The 15,030-nt window shown below is 49.2% G+C and carries 10 protein-coding genes; all 10 read left to right on the top strand.

Features of this window, described 5'->3' with window-relative positions; genetic code table 11:
• Positions 1 to 13: 13 nt before the first annotated feature.
• The gene (locus ACFVVF_RS09590; protein ID WP_387807667.1) at positions 14 to 898 is read left to right on the top strand and encodes a carbohydrate ABC transporter permease; all 885 of its coding nucleotides are present in this window, start codon (positions 14 to 16) and stop codon (positions 896 to 898) included.
• Positions 899 to 918: 20 nt separating this feature from the next.
• A complete protein-coding gene (locus ACFVVF_RS09585) occupies positions 919 to 1,746 on the top strand; it encodes a carbohydrate ABC transporter permease (RefSeq protein WP_387807665.1) in 828 nt (275 codons plus the stop codon).
• A gap of 29 nt (positions 1,747 to 1,775) precedes the next feature.
• A complete protein-coding gene (locus ACFVVF_RS09580) occupies positions 1,776 to 2,801 on the top strand; it encodes a LacI family DNA-binding transcriptional regulator (RefSeq protein ID WP_387807662.1) in 1,026 nt (341 codons plus the stop codon).
• Positions 2,802 to 2,826: 25 nt separating this feature from the next.
• The gene (locus ACFVVF_RS09575; RefSeq protein WP_387807659.1) at positions 2,827 to 3,798 is read left to right on the top strand and encodes a carbohydrate kinase family protein; all 972 of its coding nucleotides are present in this window, start codon (positions 2,827 to 2,829) and stop codon (positions 3,796 to 3,798) included.
• Positions 3,777 to 5,057, top strand: a complete 1,281-nt coding sequence (locus tag ACFVVF_RS09570; protein ID WP_387807656.1) for a glycoside hydrolase family 125 protein — start codon at positions 3,777 to 3,779, stop codon at positions 5,055 to 5,057. The genes ACFVVF_RS09575 and ACFVVF_RS09570 overlap by 22 nt, the downstream gene beginning before the upstream one ends.
• Before the next feature lie 34 nt (positions 5,058 to 5,091).
• Positions 5,092 to 8,133: a glycoside hydrolase family 2 TIM barrel-domain containing protein gene (locus ACFVVF_RS09565; protein WP_387807654.1), complete on the top strand. Its 3,042-nt coding sequence runs from the start codon at positions 5,092 to 5,094 to the stop codon at positions 8,131 to 8,133.
• Positions 8,134 to 8,178: 45 nt separating this feature from the next.
• Entirely contained in the window at positions 8,179 to 9,114 is a 936-nt protein-coding gene (locus ACFVVF_RS09560; protein ID WP_387807651.1) for an aldo/keto reductase, read from the top strand.
• Between the two features lie 2 nt (positions 9,115 to 9,116).
• Complete coding sequence (locus ACFVVF_RS09555; RefSeq protein ID WP_387807649.1) at positions 9,117 to 9,872, top strand: sugar phosphate isomerase/epimerase family protein; 756 nt, start codon at positions 9,117 to 9,119, stop codon at positions 9,870 to 9,872.
• Positions 9,873 to 9,910: 38 nt separating this feature from the next.
• Positions 9,911 to 13,042: an alpha-mannosidase gene (locus ACFVVF_RS09550; RefSeq protein WP_387807647.1), complete on the top strand. Its 3,132-nt coding sequence runs from the start codon at positions 9,911 to 9,913 to the stop codon at positions 13,040 to 13,042.
• 92 nt (positions 13,043 to 13,134) lie between these two features.
• A complete protein-coding gene (iolD, locus tag ACFVVF_RS09545) occupies positions 13,135 to 15,000 on the top strand; it encodes a 3D-(3,5/4)-trihydroxycyclohexane-1,2-dione acylhydrolase (decyclizing) (protein WP_387807644.1) in 1,866 nt (621 codons plus the stop codon).
• The last annotated feature ends 30 nt before the right edge of the window (positions 15,001 to 15,030 follow it).

Below are 15,030 nucleotides of genomic sequence, written 5' to 3'. Positions count from 1 at the left end.
TGGAGGAATAAACATGGGAGGACTCTTAAAGGAGATTTATAAAAGCAGAACGTTATATCTGTTTATTTCTCCGTTTTACATCTTGTTTTTATGTTTTTCCGTATTCCCGATTTTCTTTTCCATGTACTTAGCTACACAAAGCTGGGATGGAATCGGGGAAATGAAATATGTTGGTTTAGACAATTTCGTCTATCTGTTTAATGACCCGGTGTTTTGGAAGGCTCTTCAAAACAATATTATTTTATGGCTGCTTAGCAACGGTCCGATGCTGATCATTTCGTTAGCCATCGCTTTTATTATTAATCTGCAGCTCGTTAAGTTTAAAAGCTTCTTTCGGATCGCTTTCTTCTTGCCTAATATTACAGCGATGGTAGCTGTCGTAATCATTTTCCAATCGTTTTTCGGCAATGAATTTGGCCTGATGAACTATTTGCTGACAGAGCTTGGCTTGAATAAAGTCGCTTGGTTTAACTCAGAGCTGGGCGTACAGACGGTCATTGCTTTAATGATTGGCTGGCGTTATATGGGCTACAACGCCATTATTTATCTGTCTGGCCTGCAAAAAATCCCGAAGGATTACTACGAGGCAGCAGAGCTGGATGGCGCCACTTTGTTTCAGCAATTTACGAAAATTACGCTTCCCGTTCTTAGACCGATTATTTTGTTCACGATTATGATGTCGACAATCGGCGGATTTCAGATCTTTACGGAACCGCAGGTGTTAGCTGGTCCTCAATCGCCATATCCGGGCTCGGATACTGTTGTTTTGTACCTGTTCCGTGAAGGCTTTAAATATCAGCATTTCGGTTATGCCGCATCCGTGTCGTGGATTTTGTTTATCATTATTGGTCTTTTCTCGTTTATTAACTGGAAGTTCTTTAACAAGTCGGAGGATTAGTAAAAAGAGGTGAACAGCATATGAGTGTTGAAACTTTATCGAAGAAAGCATTTTTTTACACCTTGTTAATAGTTGGAGTTATTATTTCTGTGTTTCCGTTTTATTGGCTTGTAGTCATGTCAACAAACGAAACCAGTGCAATGTTCGCCTTTCCGCCCAAACTGACCTTCGGCAGTTATTTCTGGACTAACTATGACAATGTCATGCAGAACATGAATTTTTACAGAGCCTTTTTGAATACCGTATTTATTGCAGTTGTGAGCACAACCCTTCAATTGTTTTTCAACTCGCTTACGGGTTTTACTTTCGCTAAATTCAAATTTCCTGGTTCAAAGATTCTGTTTTATATTATGATTGGTACGATGATTCTTCCGAGTCAAATGCTTCTAGTGCCTCAATTTATTATTATGAAAAATTTAGGCTGGCTTGGAAGCTATGTAGCATTGATTATCCCGAGCATTGCAACAGCGTTTGGTATTTTTTGGATTAGACAGTATGCACTGGCTATCTATGATGACTTGCTAGAGGCGGCTAGAATTGACGGATGCAACAAGTTCGGTCAATATTGGCATGTAGCATTGCCGGTATTGCGCCCTGCGCTCGCCTTCTTGGCTATTACTACATTCGTAGGCGTGTGGGAGGACTATTTGTGGCCTCTGATCGTATTGACTGATTCATCTAAATTTACGATGGTGCTTGCTCTTCAGCAGTTGAAGGCTGCTCATACATCTGATTACTCAATGGTAATGACAGGCACGATGCTTGCTACCATTCCATTGATTATATTTTTCTTAATTGTCAGCCGTCAGTTCATTGCAGGAATTATGGAGGGGGCGGTAAAAAGCTAAAACGTTATACGGAAGGTAGGATGGTAATCATGGCACCGAAAATTAAGGATGTTGCTAAACGTGCGGGTGTTTCTGTAACGACTGTGTCAAGAGTGTTGAATGGTGAAAAGTATGTGAAGGACGACTTGAAGGACAGAGTCAGAAAGGCAATTGATGAGCTTGGTTATTCACCCAGCCATATTGCCCGCAGTTTAGTTCGTAACAAAACCAATTTGATCGGGGTTATTGTACCGGATATAACGTCAAGCTTTTACTCCTCGATTCTTAGCAGCATAGAACGGTATACGAGCTTAAATGACTATAACCTTGTTGTATGCAACATTATGGAGGACGAAGACAAGGAATATAAATATTTGCAGGTATTTAAGGAGATGCGCGTGGAAGGCATTATTATTATGCACGAAAAGCTGAATGACGAGACGCGCGAGCTGATTGGCAAGCTTGGGGTTCCGATTATTTTTTCCAGCGTAAAGCCGGTTGAACAGCCTTTTATTTCTGTCATTATTGATGATTTTCATGCCGCTTATGATGCAGCCTGTCATCTGATTGAGCTTGGGCATAAGCAAATAGCCTTTATAGGCGGGGATATGCGGGACGTGACCTCCGGGCAGAACCGTTATGCCGGTTATATTCAGGCTCTCAGGGATCATAATATTGAAGTTGTTAAGGAATATATTCACTTTGGAGATTATAAAACGCCTAGCGGCTATGAGATTATGAAGCAGTTGCTTGCGTGTGAACAGCGTCCAACCGCAGTGTTCGCGGTCAGTGATGATATGGCGCTTGGGGCAATGAACTGTATTCATGATCATGGTTTAAAGGTGCCTGATGATATTTCTTTGATGGGCTTTGACGGCAGCCAATTAACTGAACTGGTGCGCCCGCGCTTGACTTCAATGGAGCAGCCGATTCAGGAGATGGGGAAAGAAACCGTCAATGTTCTGCTGAAGCTAATTTCAGGCGAGCAGAATATCGCTAATCATGACGTTATATTTGAGCATAAGCTGGTCGTGCGTGAAAGCTGCAGACCGATTGGCGTGCAATCGCAGACATAAATGTGGACTGGAAGAGGGAGACAGAATGGTTAAAATTTTCGATGCGGTAGTTATTGGGGATGCCAATGTCGATCTGGCGGTTGTAGGAGCAAATGAAATACCGCTGCCAGGTCAGGAGGTTTATGTGGACCATGTGTTGCTGAACGTTGGAGGAGGGGCAGCTATTTTTTCCCTGGCGCTAGCTAAGCTTGGTCTGCGTGTGGCGTTTAACGGTATTCTTGGAGATGATGTTTACGGACGTTATGTTCGGGAACATTTCTTAAAATATGGTATCGATACCAGAATGGTAAAAACGAGTGAATCGAATCAGACAGGCATCTCGATTGCCTTTAATCCCGAAAAGGACCGTTCCTTTATTAGTTACGCCGGTACGACTGCTGAGCTGCGCATGAATGAACTCGATTATGAGCAAATTGCCCAAGGCAGGCATGCTCATATTACGGGATACAAGGGCAAAAGCAATCATGAGGCTTATATTAAAATGGCCAAGGAACTGAAAGCAAGAGGGATGACGATATCCTGTGATGTCGGCTGGGATGATACAGGAGAATGGTATAAAGGCATCTTTGAGTTTATGACTTATACCGATGTGTTCTTAATGAATGAAACCGAGGCCTTTCATTACACAGGTCTTGAGGATATAAATGAAAGCTTGCGTTATATGTCCCAATATTGCGGCAATGTTGCGATCAAGCTGGGAGAGCAAGGCTCTGCAGCGATTAAAGACGGCGTTATTACGCATCAAGCTGCGTTCCGTGTGGAATCCATCGATACAACCGGAGCAGGGGATTGCTTTAACGCCGGCTATTTGATGGGCTTTCTGACCGGGAAGGATGTGCCAAGCAGTCTTATTCTCGGAAATGCTTGCGGTGCAAAATCAGTGTCAGCGTTTGGCGGAAGCACAGGCTTGATTGACGGGGCGGATTTGCAGCAATTCATTGCACAGCAGCAAGCGGATAAAGGAGCGGATCACGCATGCAACTCCCGGGCTCAGTAATTGCTTTATTGGAAGAAGCGAACGAGAAGCTGGCCCATGAGCCAAAGCTGCTCCAGCTGTTTAGAAACTGTTATCCGAATACACTAGAGACGACAACATCTGAATTGCAGGACGGTACAACGTTCGTCATTACTGGTGATATACCTGCAATGTGGCTGCGTGATTCGGTGGCGCAGGTCAGACATTACTTGCCGCTTGCAGCGGAGGATCAGGAGCTTCAAGGAATTGTCGAGGGACTGATCAAACGTCAAGTTGATTATATTCATATCGATCCTTATGCAAATGCCTTTAATGTAGAGCCGAACAGCAATCGTTACGATGAGGATTTGACGGAGCTGACGCCTTGGATCTGGGAGCGCAAGTATGAAATTGATTCGCTGTGCTATCCGATACAGCTTGCTTATCTCTATTGGAAGGCGACAGGACGCAAGGAAGTATTTACGGATAAGTTCCGTGAGGCTGCAAGTATCATCATTAAGCTTTGGAAGGTCGAGCAGCGCCACTTCGAGCAATCTCCTTACCGGTTTGCCCGTGAGAATTGTCCGCCAAGCGATACGCTGCGCAACAATCGGATGGGAATGCCGGTTAATTATACCGGGATGACCTGGTCCGGGTTCCGGCCAAGCGACGACGCTTGCACCTTTGGCTACTTGATTCCATCCAATATGTTTGCTGTTGTCGTACTGCGTTATCTAGTGGAAATAGCCAATGATGTATGGAGTGATAAAGCATTTGCTGCTTTGGCTGAGGAACTGCGCGAGGAGATCGATTTCGGTATTCAAAATTACGGAACGGTTCTTCATCCGAAGTACGGGCGTATTTACGCTTACGAGACGGACGGATTCGGCAATTATAATCTGATGGATGATGCCAATGTGCCTAGTCTGCTGTCTATCCCTTATCTCGGGTATACGGATGCTAATGATCCGATCTATAGAAACACGCGGCAATTTTTGCTCAGTACAGATAATCCTTATTATCATATCGGCGAATATGCGCGAGGCATCGGCAGTCCGCATACGCCAAAAGGCTATATATGGCCTATTAGTCTTGCTATGCAGGGCCTCACCTCCGAGGATGATGCGGAAATTAAAGAATTGCTGGACACTTTTAAACGGACGGATGCAGGTACTGGCTATATGCATGAGGGCTTCGATCCTGATGAACCTGCCAACTATACAAGACCGTGGTTTGCATGGGCAAACAGCTTGTTCGCGGAATGGATTCACAGATTGATGATGAAGGGCTATTTTAACTAGTTGATTGCCTGAACCTGAAAGGAGCGGATAACGGGTGTTGAACCTCAATCGTTATTGGGAAAACTTAGACGTCTTGCAAGTGAATCGAGAGGCAGCCAGAGCTCATTACATTCCTTATGGCGAGATGGAAGGCGCAAGCTCGGGTAAACGCGGTTATTCCCCTTACTATCAGCTGTTGAACGGGGCTTGGAAATTTCAATATTATAGCAGCATTGCGGATGTTCCGGCCGGTTTCTATGGGGAACATACGAATACACAGCTGTGGGATGATCTGATCGTTCCCTCCTGCTGGCAGATGCAGGGCTATGACCAGCGTCACTATACGAATCTGAACTATCCGTTTAACGTGGACCCGCCATTTGTTCCAGCCAGCAATCCGGCAGGAACCTATGTACGGGAATTTAATATCGCCGATGATTGGGAAGCGAAAGAGAAGTATGTCGTATTCGAAGGCGTGAACTCCTGCTTTTATTTGTGGGTAAACGGAGAGTTTGCCGGTTACAGCCAAGGAAGTCGTATTCCTGCTGAATTTAATATCTCATCTCAGCTTCGCCCGGGGAAAAACCGGATGGCTGTTCTCGTATTGAAATGGTGCGACGGCTCTTACCTGGAGGATCAGGATGCATGGCGTTATACAGGGATTTTCCGTGATGTCTATTTGCTTGCTCGTGATAGAGTACATGTTCGGGACGTCTTTAACCGTCAAACCTTCGAAGAGGGCTATGCCAAAGCAGTCCTCACAACGGAAATCGAGACGACCGGATCAACGGCTGTTGCAGGTGAGCTCAAGGATGCTGAAGGCCGCACGGTTGCTTCAGCTAATGCGGTCATTGACGGCAAGGGCAAGGGAACGCTCACCTTTGAATTAGAGCAGCCAAAGCTGTGGAATGCGGAACAGCCTTATTTGTACCAGCTCTATCTGACGAGCGGGGAAGAAGTATTGAGATTTCCGGTTGGCTTCCGTGAAATAAAGGTGGCGGACGGCCAGTTTTTCGTTAATGGCCAATCGATCAAGCTTAAGGGTGTGAACCGTCATGATTCCCATCCGGAGCTTGGGCAGACGATACCGGTTAAGCATATGATTCAGGACCTTGTACTGATGAAGCAGCACAATATTAATACGATTCGTACCGCGCATTATCCGAATGCTTCCCGGTTTATGGAGCTGTGCGACGAATACGGATTTTATGTGATTGATGAAGCGGATCTGGAGACACACGGTATGGGGATTGCTGGTCCCGATTGGAACCAGAAGAGTGTTCACCGCTTGTCGGCTAGTCCGGAGTGGCGTGAAGCATACTTGGACCGCATCATGCGGGTCGTGGAGCGGGACAAAAACCACCCTTGCGTCGTGATGTGGTCGCTCGGGAATGAGTCCGGGTATGGTGCCAACCATATTGCCATGGCGGAATGGACGAGAGAGCGTGACGGCTCGATTCCGATTCATTATGAGGGCGCAGCGCCTATTAATGAAGGATTGACGGATACAGCTTGCCTGGATGTCGAGAGCCGCATGTATACCTCTGTTCCAGACATCGTAGCTTATGCTACAGATGAGAACAATAGCAAGCCGTTGTTCATGTGCGAGTACAGTCATGCTATGGGGCAAGGGCCAGGCGATCTTCGCGAGTATTGGGAGGCCTTCTACCGGCATCCGAAGCTGATTGGCGGATGCGTATGGGAATGGTGCGACCACGGCATCTTGCAGCATGCGGAAGACGGCTCACCTTATTATGCTTACGGCGGAGACTTTGGCGACAGTCCGAACGATAAGCATTTTTGCATCGATGGATTGGTATCACCTGACCGCAAACCGCATACCGGCTTGCTGGAGCTAAAGTATGTGATGGCTCCTGTTGGCGTGAAGGTACTTGATCTTCAACAAGGCGTCTTTGAGCTGGAGAACCGCTATGACTTTGTTGATTTATCTCATTTGGAGCTTTATTGGAAAGTAGAATCGCATGGCAGCGTTATTCAACAAGGCCGTATGACTGCGCCAAACATCGCGCCTCACTGCGCGGATAAGGTATCGATTCCATATCAGCTGAAACAAGCGGATAGAGATGTAAACTTGCTTACGTTGTCCTTCAAGCTTAAAGAAGAGACATCGTGGGCAGAGAGCGGCTATGAGCTTGCCTTCGCTCAATTTGAGCTTCCAGTTCCGCAGACGGCACCGCAGAAAGCTGTGTTCCGTCCGAAGCACCCGCTGCATGCGGCCGAACAGGGACAATTATTGCAGGTGGAAGGCTTTGACTTCTGCTATTCGTTTAATCTTGCAACCGGCATGCTGCAGTCAATCGAGCGCAATGGCGTTGCGATGCTGTCGGCTCCGGCACAATACAAGATTTGGCGGGCGCCTATAGATAACGATATGCAAATCAGGGATAAGTGGCAGGATGCCGGGTATGACCGGGCGGTAATGAAAACGTACCGTACAGATTGGAATCAGCAGGCTGACGGCTCTATCCATGTAGAAAGCTCCTTCTCGATGGGAGCGGTTGGCAAGTTTGTTCTTCTTCATGGCAAAGCGGTATGGAAGATTTCCGCAACCGGTGAAATGGCGATGAAGACCGAAATCAAGATTGCCGAGGACCAGCCTTTCCTTCCGCGCTTTGGACTTCAGCTTGTACTGCCGCAAGGAATGGAGCAGATCGAGTATGAAGGACTAGGTCCGGATGAGAGTTATATCGATAAGCGTCAATATGTACGGCAGGGCCGGTTTCATATGACGGTAAATGACATGTTCGAAAACTATGTCATGCCGCAAGAAAACGGCTCTCGCTATGGAACGAAGTGGGCGATTGCAGCAAATAGTCAAGGCATGGGCCTGCGATTTGGAGCTGCAGATCCTTTTTCATTCAACGCTTCCCATTTCACGCCGGAGGATCTCACTGCAGCGATGCATACTTGTGAGCTGAAGGCGCGCAAAGAAACGATTATTCATTTGGATTACAAGATGAGCGGAGCAGGGTCGAACTCTTGTGGTCCCGAGCTGCTGCCCGAATATCAATTAAAGGATCAAGCCTTTGCTTTCGAGCTGACTATTCGTCCGATCTTCAGCGAGGATGAGCAATAAATAGCGGCGCCTGCGATTGGCGAGACATCAAAGGAGGAGTTCATAATGAAGCAATTGCATATTCCAGGTGTAGACAAGCCTCTCTCCCGGTTAGTAATGGGTACAGGCGACTTAAAGAAATTGGAGGAGCCGCAGCGCCAGATGCTGGCTGCCTATATTGAAGCGGGCGGCAACGTATTTGATACTGCTCATCAATATCGCGGCAGGGAGCAGGTGCTTGGACAATGGCTTGCTGAACATAACCTGCGGGAAAAGGTCGTTATTTTGTCAAAGGGCGCTCATCATGATGACGGAAGTCCGGGCGCGCGCGTGAACCCGGAAGCCATCCGCAAGGATTTGACGGAAAGCCTTGAGCGTCTAGGCACTTCCTATGTGGATCTGTACGCCTTGCACCGTGATGACCCGGCTGCGCCAGTGGGTCCGGTTATCGAGGAGCTTAATGAGCATCTGGCTGCCGGACGCATTCGCGTAATTGGCGCCTCGAACTGGAGCCATCAGCGGATTCAGGAAGCTAATGATTATGCTGCTGCCCGCGGCTTGACGGGTTTTACCTTTAACAGCCCTAATCTTAGTCTAGCCAAGCCTAACGAGCCTCGCTGGGAGGGATGTGTATCCGCAGACTTGAGCACTTGCCAGTGGCATGCCGGCAATCAGCTGCCGCTGCTGTCCTGGTCGGCGCAAGCGGGCGGCTTCTTCTCCGGCCACTTTACGCCGGACAACCGGACCGATGAGGAAATGGTTCGTGTTTATTACAACGACAATAACTGGGAACGATATAGCCGTTCCGTTCAACTTGCGGAGGCGAAAGGGATAACGCCGATTCAGGTTGCCTTGTCCTACGTACTGAATCAGCCGTTCCCTACTTATGCGATTATTGGTCCTCGCAGTCAAGTAGAGCTGCAGTCTTCGATTGAGGCTATGAATCTGGAATTGACGCCTCAAGAGGTAGAATGGCTTGATTTGATCAGAGAGGAGCTGTAAGCATGGGAATCAGACATCAATTGGCAGCGCAGCTGTCTACCGTTCGCAAGGAACTGAAGCAGGACTTTGAAGGCGTATTGCGCGAGCTGCATAAAATGGGCTGGACCGCCGTTCAAATCGACGGCCTGCACGGCAATCCGGCAAAGGACATAGCCGCCATAATGAATGAGCTGGGGCTCCGAACAGCAGGCATGCATGTCGGCCTTGAACGAATGAATAATGATCTGGAAGCCGTGCTGGAGGAAGGCCGTCTATTCCAGACTAAAGATTTTATTTGCCACTCGCTTCCGGACGGTCTGCAGACGCCAGAGGGCTATGCAAGTGTACGCCGTGATCTGTTAAGCGTAGCTGAACGGGTAAAGGGGACGGGCTTCCGTCCGGGCTATCACAATCATGATTTCGAATTTCACACTAAGCTTGATGGAAAATATGCGCTTGAATATTTGCTCGAGGATCCGGCTGTTTATCCGGAAATTGATACGTATTGGGTCCGGAAGGGCGGACTTGATCCCTTAACCTTCATTAGCAACTATGCAGGACGGATGCCTATTCTGCATTTGAAAGATATGACGAGCGATGGCAGAGAGTATTTTGCAGAAATCGGAACAGGTCTTATCGATTTCGTACCTATCCTGCGTTGGGGACTGGCTAATGGTGTTGAATGGTTTGCGGTCGAACAGGACTATTGCCCGGGCAGCCCGCTGGACAGCTTGGCGCTTAGTCTGGAAAATCTGCTGAAGTTAGAGAAACAGCTGTAAGCAGCACGTTATTTAGGATTTTAGGAGGGTAAGAGCCAATGTTATTTACAGAAAAAAAGTTGAAGGCAAGGCTTGAAGAGCTGAGCAATACTCGCTATAGAGACGTTATCAAGCTGGAGAGCTTCTGGGCTGCTGAAGATGAAGCGGGTGCGATCGGCGGCAGACCGCCTGCTGCAGCCTCTTCTTCGAAGCTTATGACAGGCGAAAGCTGGGTTGGCCGTGACCGTTATTTGTGGCTGACTGCTAACGCAGAGATACCTGCGGCATGGGCGGGCAAAGCGATCATGGGCCGTTTTGATTTTGGCGAGACCGGCGGAGGGAATAACAGCGGCTTTGAGTCGCTGTTGTATTGGAATGGAACGCCTTATCAAGGCGTCGATTCCAACCATCAGGAGGTTTTTCTTCCCGAGAATGCGGCAGGAACAACAGGGAGGATGGATATTCGCCTGTGGTCCGGTCTTGAAGGCGGCGGAGTACCCCGCGACCAGAAGCATACGATAAATGTGGCCGAGCTTTGCTGGCTGGATGAGAAGATCGACGATTTGTATTATACAGGCCGCGCCGTGCTGGAGACGATCGAAGTGCTGGACCCGAACAGCCCTGACCGTATGCGGCTGCTCAAGGCTCTTGACCGTGCGTTTCTGCTTATTGATTGGGCCGTGCCAGGCTCCGAGGCTTATTGCGAATCCGTATATGCGGCCCGCGAGCAGCTTCATGCCGAGCTGAATGAAATCGAGAAAAATCATCCCGTTACGGTTACTACAATCGGACATACCCATATTGACGTAGCTTGGCTATGGCGTCTTAAGCATACGCGCGAGAAATGCGCACGCTCCTTCTCGACGGTATTGCGCCTAATGGAACGTTTTCCAGATTACGTGTTCCTGCAAACGCAGCCTCAGCTGTACGCTTATATTAAAGAGGATTATCCAGAGCTGTACGCGCAAATTCAAGAACGGGTTCGCGAGGGCCGCTGGGAGATTGGCGGCGGCATGTGGCTGGAGGCGGATTGCAACTTGACCTCCGGAGAATCGCTCGTCCGTCAATTTCTGTTCGGTACACGGTTTATGCGCGATGAGTTTGGCGTAGAAAGCACCTATTTGTGGCTTCCGGACGTATTCGGCTACAGCTGGGCGCTTCCGCAAATTTTGCGCAAATCAGGCTTTGACGCCTTTATGACGACCAAGATCAGTTGGAACCAAATTAACCGCATGCCGCATGATACGTTTAAGTGGCGCGGTATTGACGGCTCCGAGGTCGTTACGCATTTCATTACGACGCCAGATGACTGGGAAGAAGCCAATTCCTTCTTCTATACGTATAACGGATTGATTTCTCCGCTGACGGTAAAAGGAGCCTGGGATGCCTATCAGGATAAAGAGGTCAACCAGGAGCTGTTATTGTCCTATGGTTATGGTGACGGGGGCGGCGGTGTAAACCGCGAGATGCTGGAAATGCGCCGTCGGCTGGAGGATATGCCAGGGCTTCCTAATGTGAAGACGGGCAGAGCGGACGACTACTTTAAGCGCTTGGTAACTACGGTGGAAGAAACCGATCGTTATGTTCATGTGTGGGACGGCGAGCTCTACTTGGAGTATCATCGCGGAACGTACACAAGCCAAGCGTACAACAAAAAGATGAACCGCAAGCTGGAGCTGCTTTACCGTGAAACAGAATGGCTGCATGCGCTGTCGGCAACCGTCCGCAAGGATTGGAGCAGCTATCCGCAGGAAGACATTAATCGCGGCTGGGTCATTATTCTTCGCAATCAGTTCCACGACATCATTCCGGGCACATCGATTGCTGAGGTTTATGAGGATAGCCGCCTTGAATATGCAGAAGCACAGCAGCTGGCCGATCAAGCTTGGGCTAATGCGGCAAGCGCACTTGGTGGAGCTCAGGCAGCTGGCGGGCAAATGACGGTACTGAACAGCTCATCTTGGCTGCGCGAGGATCTTATCGTTATTGAAGGCAAAGCTGATGGCGCTTGGTATAATGCAGAAGGCCAAGAGCTGGACGCGCAATATTCGGATGGCCGCTGGCTCGTTAAAGCGCCGTTGGTGCCTGCGCTTGGGATGGCGGGTATTCAATTCCAAGCTGCTGAAAGCTCTAGAGCAGAAACAGAGTCGCCATTCCGACTGGAAGGCCGCCAGCTGGTGACGCCGCACTATGAGCTGGAATGGAACGAGAACGGCCAGCTCGTTCGTATTTTCGACCTGGATCACAACCGTTCCGTCTTGGCAGAGAGTGCTCGCGGCAACGTGCTTCAAGTGTTTGAAGATAAGCCGCTTCATTTCGATGCATGGGATGTAGATATCTTTTATCAGGAAAAAATGCGTGAAGTAACGGATCTGATCTCTGTAGAACTGACAGAGAACGGCCCGCTGGCTGCTACGGTATTGTTCAAATGGCGTTATGCGAGCTCATTGATTACGCAATATATGACGATTTATGCGGACAGCCGCAGAATCGACTTTAAGACAGAAATCAATTGGCAGGAGCATCAGCAGCTGTTAAAGGTTGCGTTCCCTGTGGACGTTCGTTCAACCGAAGCAACCTATGATATTCAATATGGCAACGTCAAACGTCCAACTCATTGGAATACAAGCTGGGATTGGGCGCGGTTTGAAACGGTAGGCCACCAATGGGCGGATCTGTCCGAGCGCGGTTATGGCGTCAGCCTGCTGAATGATTGCAAATACGGCTATGACATTAAGGATAACGTCATTCGTTTGTCGCTGATCAAATCTGCGATTCATCCGGATCCAAATGCAGATATCGGTGAGCATTCGTTTATCTATTCCTTGTATCCGCACAGCGGCGACTGGTATGCCGGCGGAACGGTGCAAGAAGCATGGGCGCTGAACAATCCGCTGACAATTAGCAAAGCGGAATATGCGCAAGCGCCAGTTTCCTTGTTTACGCTATCTGCTTCTAATGTGATGGTGGATGCGGTTAAAAAGGCGGAGGACAGCGATATGCTGGTCTTGCGCGTGCATGAATTTGCCGGCGTGAGAACGCAGGTGGAGCTTGGAAGCGATTATGGCATCTCGTCCATTCAGGAATGCGATTTGATGGAAAAGGCGCTAGCGGATAGTGTGTTGTCCGCTCCTGTATTTGAGCTTAAGCCTTATGAGATCAAAACGTTCCTGGTTCGACTGGGAGGCTAATCTTGGAGAAATCGGCCAAGGCGTCAGTCGGCTGTTCGTTGGAGCAGCCTGTCTTGCCTTGGCCGACTAATCTACATGGGGGAGGTATGGCAATGGAAACGATTCGTTTAACGATGGCACAAGCGTTGTTGAAGTTTTTGGATCAGCAGTATTTGTCCGTTGATGGTATTGAAACCAAATTTGTTGCGGGCGTCATGGGCATTTTTGGCCACGGTAACGTGACTGGCATCGGGGAAGCGCTGGAGCGCCAGCCGGGTAGTCTTGCTTTTATCCAAGGGAAAAATGAGCAGGGGATGGTGCATGCCGCCACTGCCTTCGCCAAGCAGAAAAACCGCAAGCAAATTTATGCTTGCACGACATCAATTGGTCCGGGTGCGCTGAATATGGTCACTGGGGCGGCGACAGCAACGGTCAACCGTATACCGGTATTGCTGCTGCCCGGAGATCATTTTGCATCACGCCAGCCGGACCCTGTTCTTCAACAGATGGAAATTCCGAATGATTATACGATTTCGGCGAATGACTCCTTTAAAGCGGTAAGCCGTTACTGGGACCGGATCGTTCGTCCGGAGCAGCTGATGGCATCCTTGCTGCAAGCGATGCGGGTATTAACCGATCCGGTCGACACTGGCGCTGTTACGCTTGCTTTGCCGCAGGATGTACAGGCAGAAGCTTATGATTATCCGGCTGTTTTCTTCGACAGACGCGTTCATTATATGGACCGCAGACCGGCAGCAGCGGAAGCGATTGCCCGCGCTGCAGCACTTGCAGCAGGCAAGAAGCGTCCGCTTATCATTGCGGGCGGCGGCGTTCATTATGCGGAGGCGGTCAATGAGCTGCATGCATTTGCCGAAGCTCTTCAAATACCGGTGGCGGAAACGCAGGCCGGAAAAAGCGCCATGCCATGGAATCATCCGTTAGCGGCTGGCGGTGTAGGTACAACAGGAACGCTTGCCGCCAACCGGCTCGCTGCGGAAGCGGATCTGATCATCGCGGTTGGGACGCGGCTATCGGATTTCACAACCGCTTCCAAATCGGCCTTCCGCAATCCGTCGGTCTCTTTTCTTAATCTTAACGTGAGCGCCTTTGATGCGGTGAAGCTGGAGGGAACAGCGGTTGTTGCAGATGCCCGGCTGGCACTGCCCGTACTTCAAGCGGCATTGCAGGAAATCGGCTATAAGGCTTCGTACAAAGATGGCGAGCTGAAGGCGTTAAAGTCGGAATGGGATGCCGAGGTAGACCGTTTGTATGCGCTGGAAAGCGATGAAGGCTTTACACAAACGAAGGCGCTTGGCATTGTTAACCGCTTCCTTGGCGAGAAGGATGTTATTGTCGCGGCTGCCGGAAGCCTGCCGGGTGATCTGCACCGCGTATGGCGAGTGACTCAGTCTAAAACCTATCATATGGAGTATGGCTTCTCGTGCATGGGCTATGAGGTAAGCGGTGCTTTTGGCACAGCATTGGCAGAGCCTGACCGCGAAGTATATGCGATGGTCGGTGACGGAAGCTATTTAATGCTGCATTCCGAGCTTGTTACAGCTATCCAAGAAGGAGTCAAAATGACGGTTGTCTTATTCGACAATCATGGCTTCCAGTGTATTCATAATCTTCAGCGCGGCCATGGCAGCGAAGGCTTCGGCAATGAGTTCCGTTTCCGTTCCCCATCGACTGGCAAGCTAAGCGGAGCTTATATGCCAATTGACTTTGCCGCACATGCGCGGAGCTTGGGCGCAGCAGCTTATAAGGCTGTTAACGCAGAGGAGCTGGAACAATCGCTTGCCTTAGCCAAAGCGGAGAACGGGCCAGTGCTCATTGAAGTGAAAGTGCTGCCGGGTACGAATACAGGCGGCTATGAATCGTGGTGGCATGTCGGCGTGCCGGAGGTATCGGTCAGCGATAAAGTAACGCAGGCTCATGAACAGATGAAATCAGATCTTAAAGAAGCTAGACCCTACTAAAAATCAGAGGCTAAAGTGGTAAGCCTCTAA

The organism is Paenibacillus sp. NPDC058174 (assembly GCF_042883865.1).
In the GTDB taxonomy this organism is placed as follows: Bacteria; Bacillota; Bacilli; order Paenibacillales; family Paenibacillaceae; genus Pristimantibacillus.
Note: the sequence above shows the minus strand (reverse complement) of the source record. Positions and strands in the feature narration are given on the sequence as shown.

Coding starts and splice junctions, on each gene's coding strand:
- ACFVVF_RS09590 (WP_387807667.1), top strand. CDS start 14: ATGGGAGGACTCTTAAAGGAGATTTATAAAAGCAGAACGTTATATCTG.
- iolD (WP_387807644.1), top strand. CDS start 13,135: ATGGAAACGATTCGTTTAACGATGGCACAAGCGTTGTTGAAGTTTTTG.
- ACFVVF_RS09585 (WP_387807665.1), top strand. CDS start 919: ATGAGTGTTGAAACTTTATCGAAGAAAGCATTTTTTTACACCTTGTTA.
- ACFVVF_RS09575 (WP_387807659.1), top strand. CDS start 2,827: ATGGTTAAAATTTTCGATGCGGTAGTTATTGGGGATGCCAATGTCGAT.
- ACFVVF_RS09570 (WP_387807656.1), top strand. CDS start 3,777: ATGCAACTCCCGGGCTCAGTAATTGCTTTATTGGAAGAAGCGAACGAG.
- ACFVVF_RS09555 (WP_387807649.1), top strand. CDS start 9,117: ATGGGAATCAGACATCAATTGGCAGCGCAGCTGTCTACCGTTCGCAAG.
- ACFVVF_RS09560 (WP_387807651.1), top strand. CDS start 8,179: ATGAAGCAATTGCATATTCCAGGTGTAGACAAGCCTCTCTCCCGGTTA.
- ACFVVF_RS09580 (WP_387807662.1), top strand. CDS start 1,776: ATGGCACCGAAAATTAAGGATGTTGCTAAACGTGCGGGTGTTTCTGTA.
- ACFVVF_RS09550 (WP_387807647.1), top strand. CDS start 9,911: ATGTTATTTACAGAAAAAAAGTTGAAGGCAAGGCTTGAAGAGCTGAGC.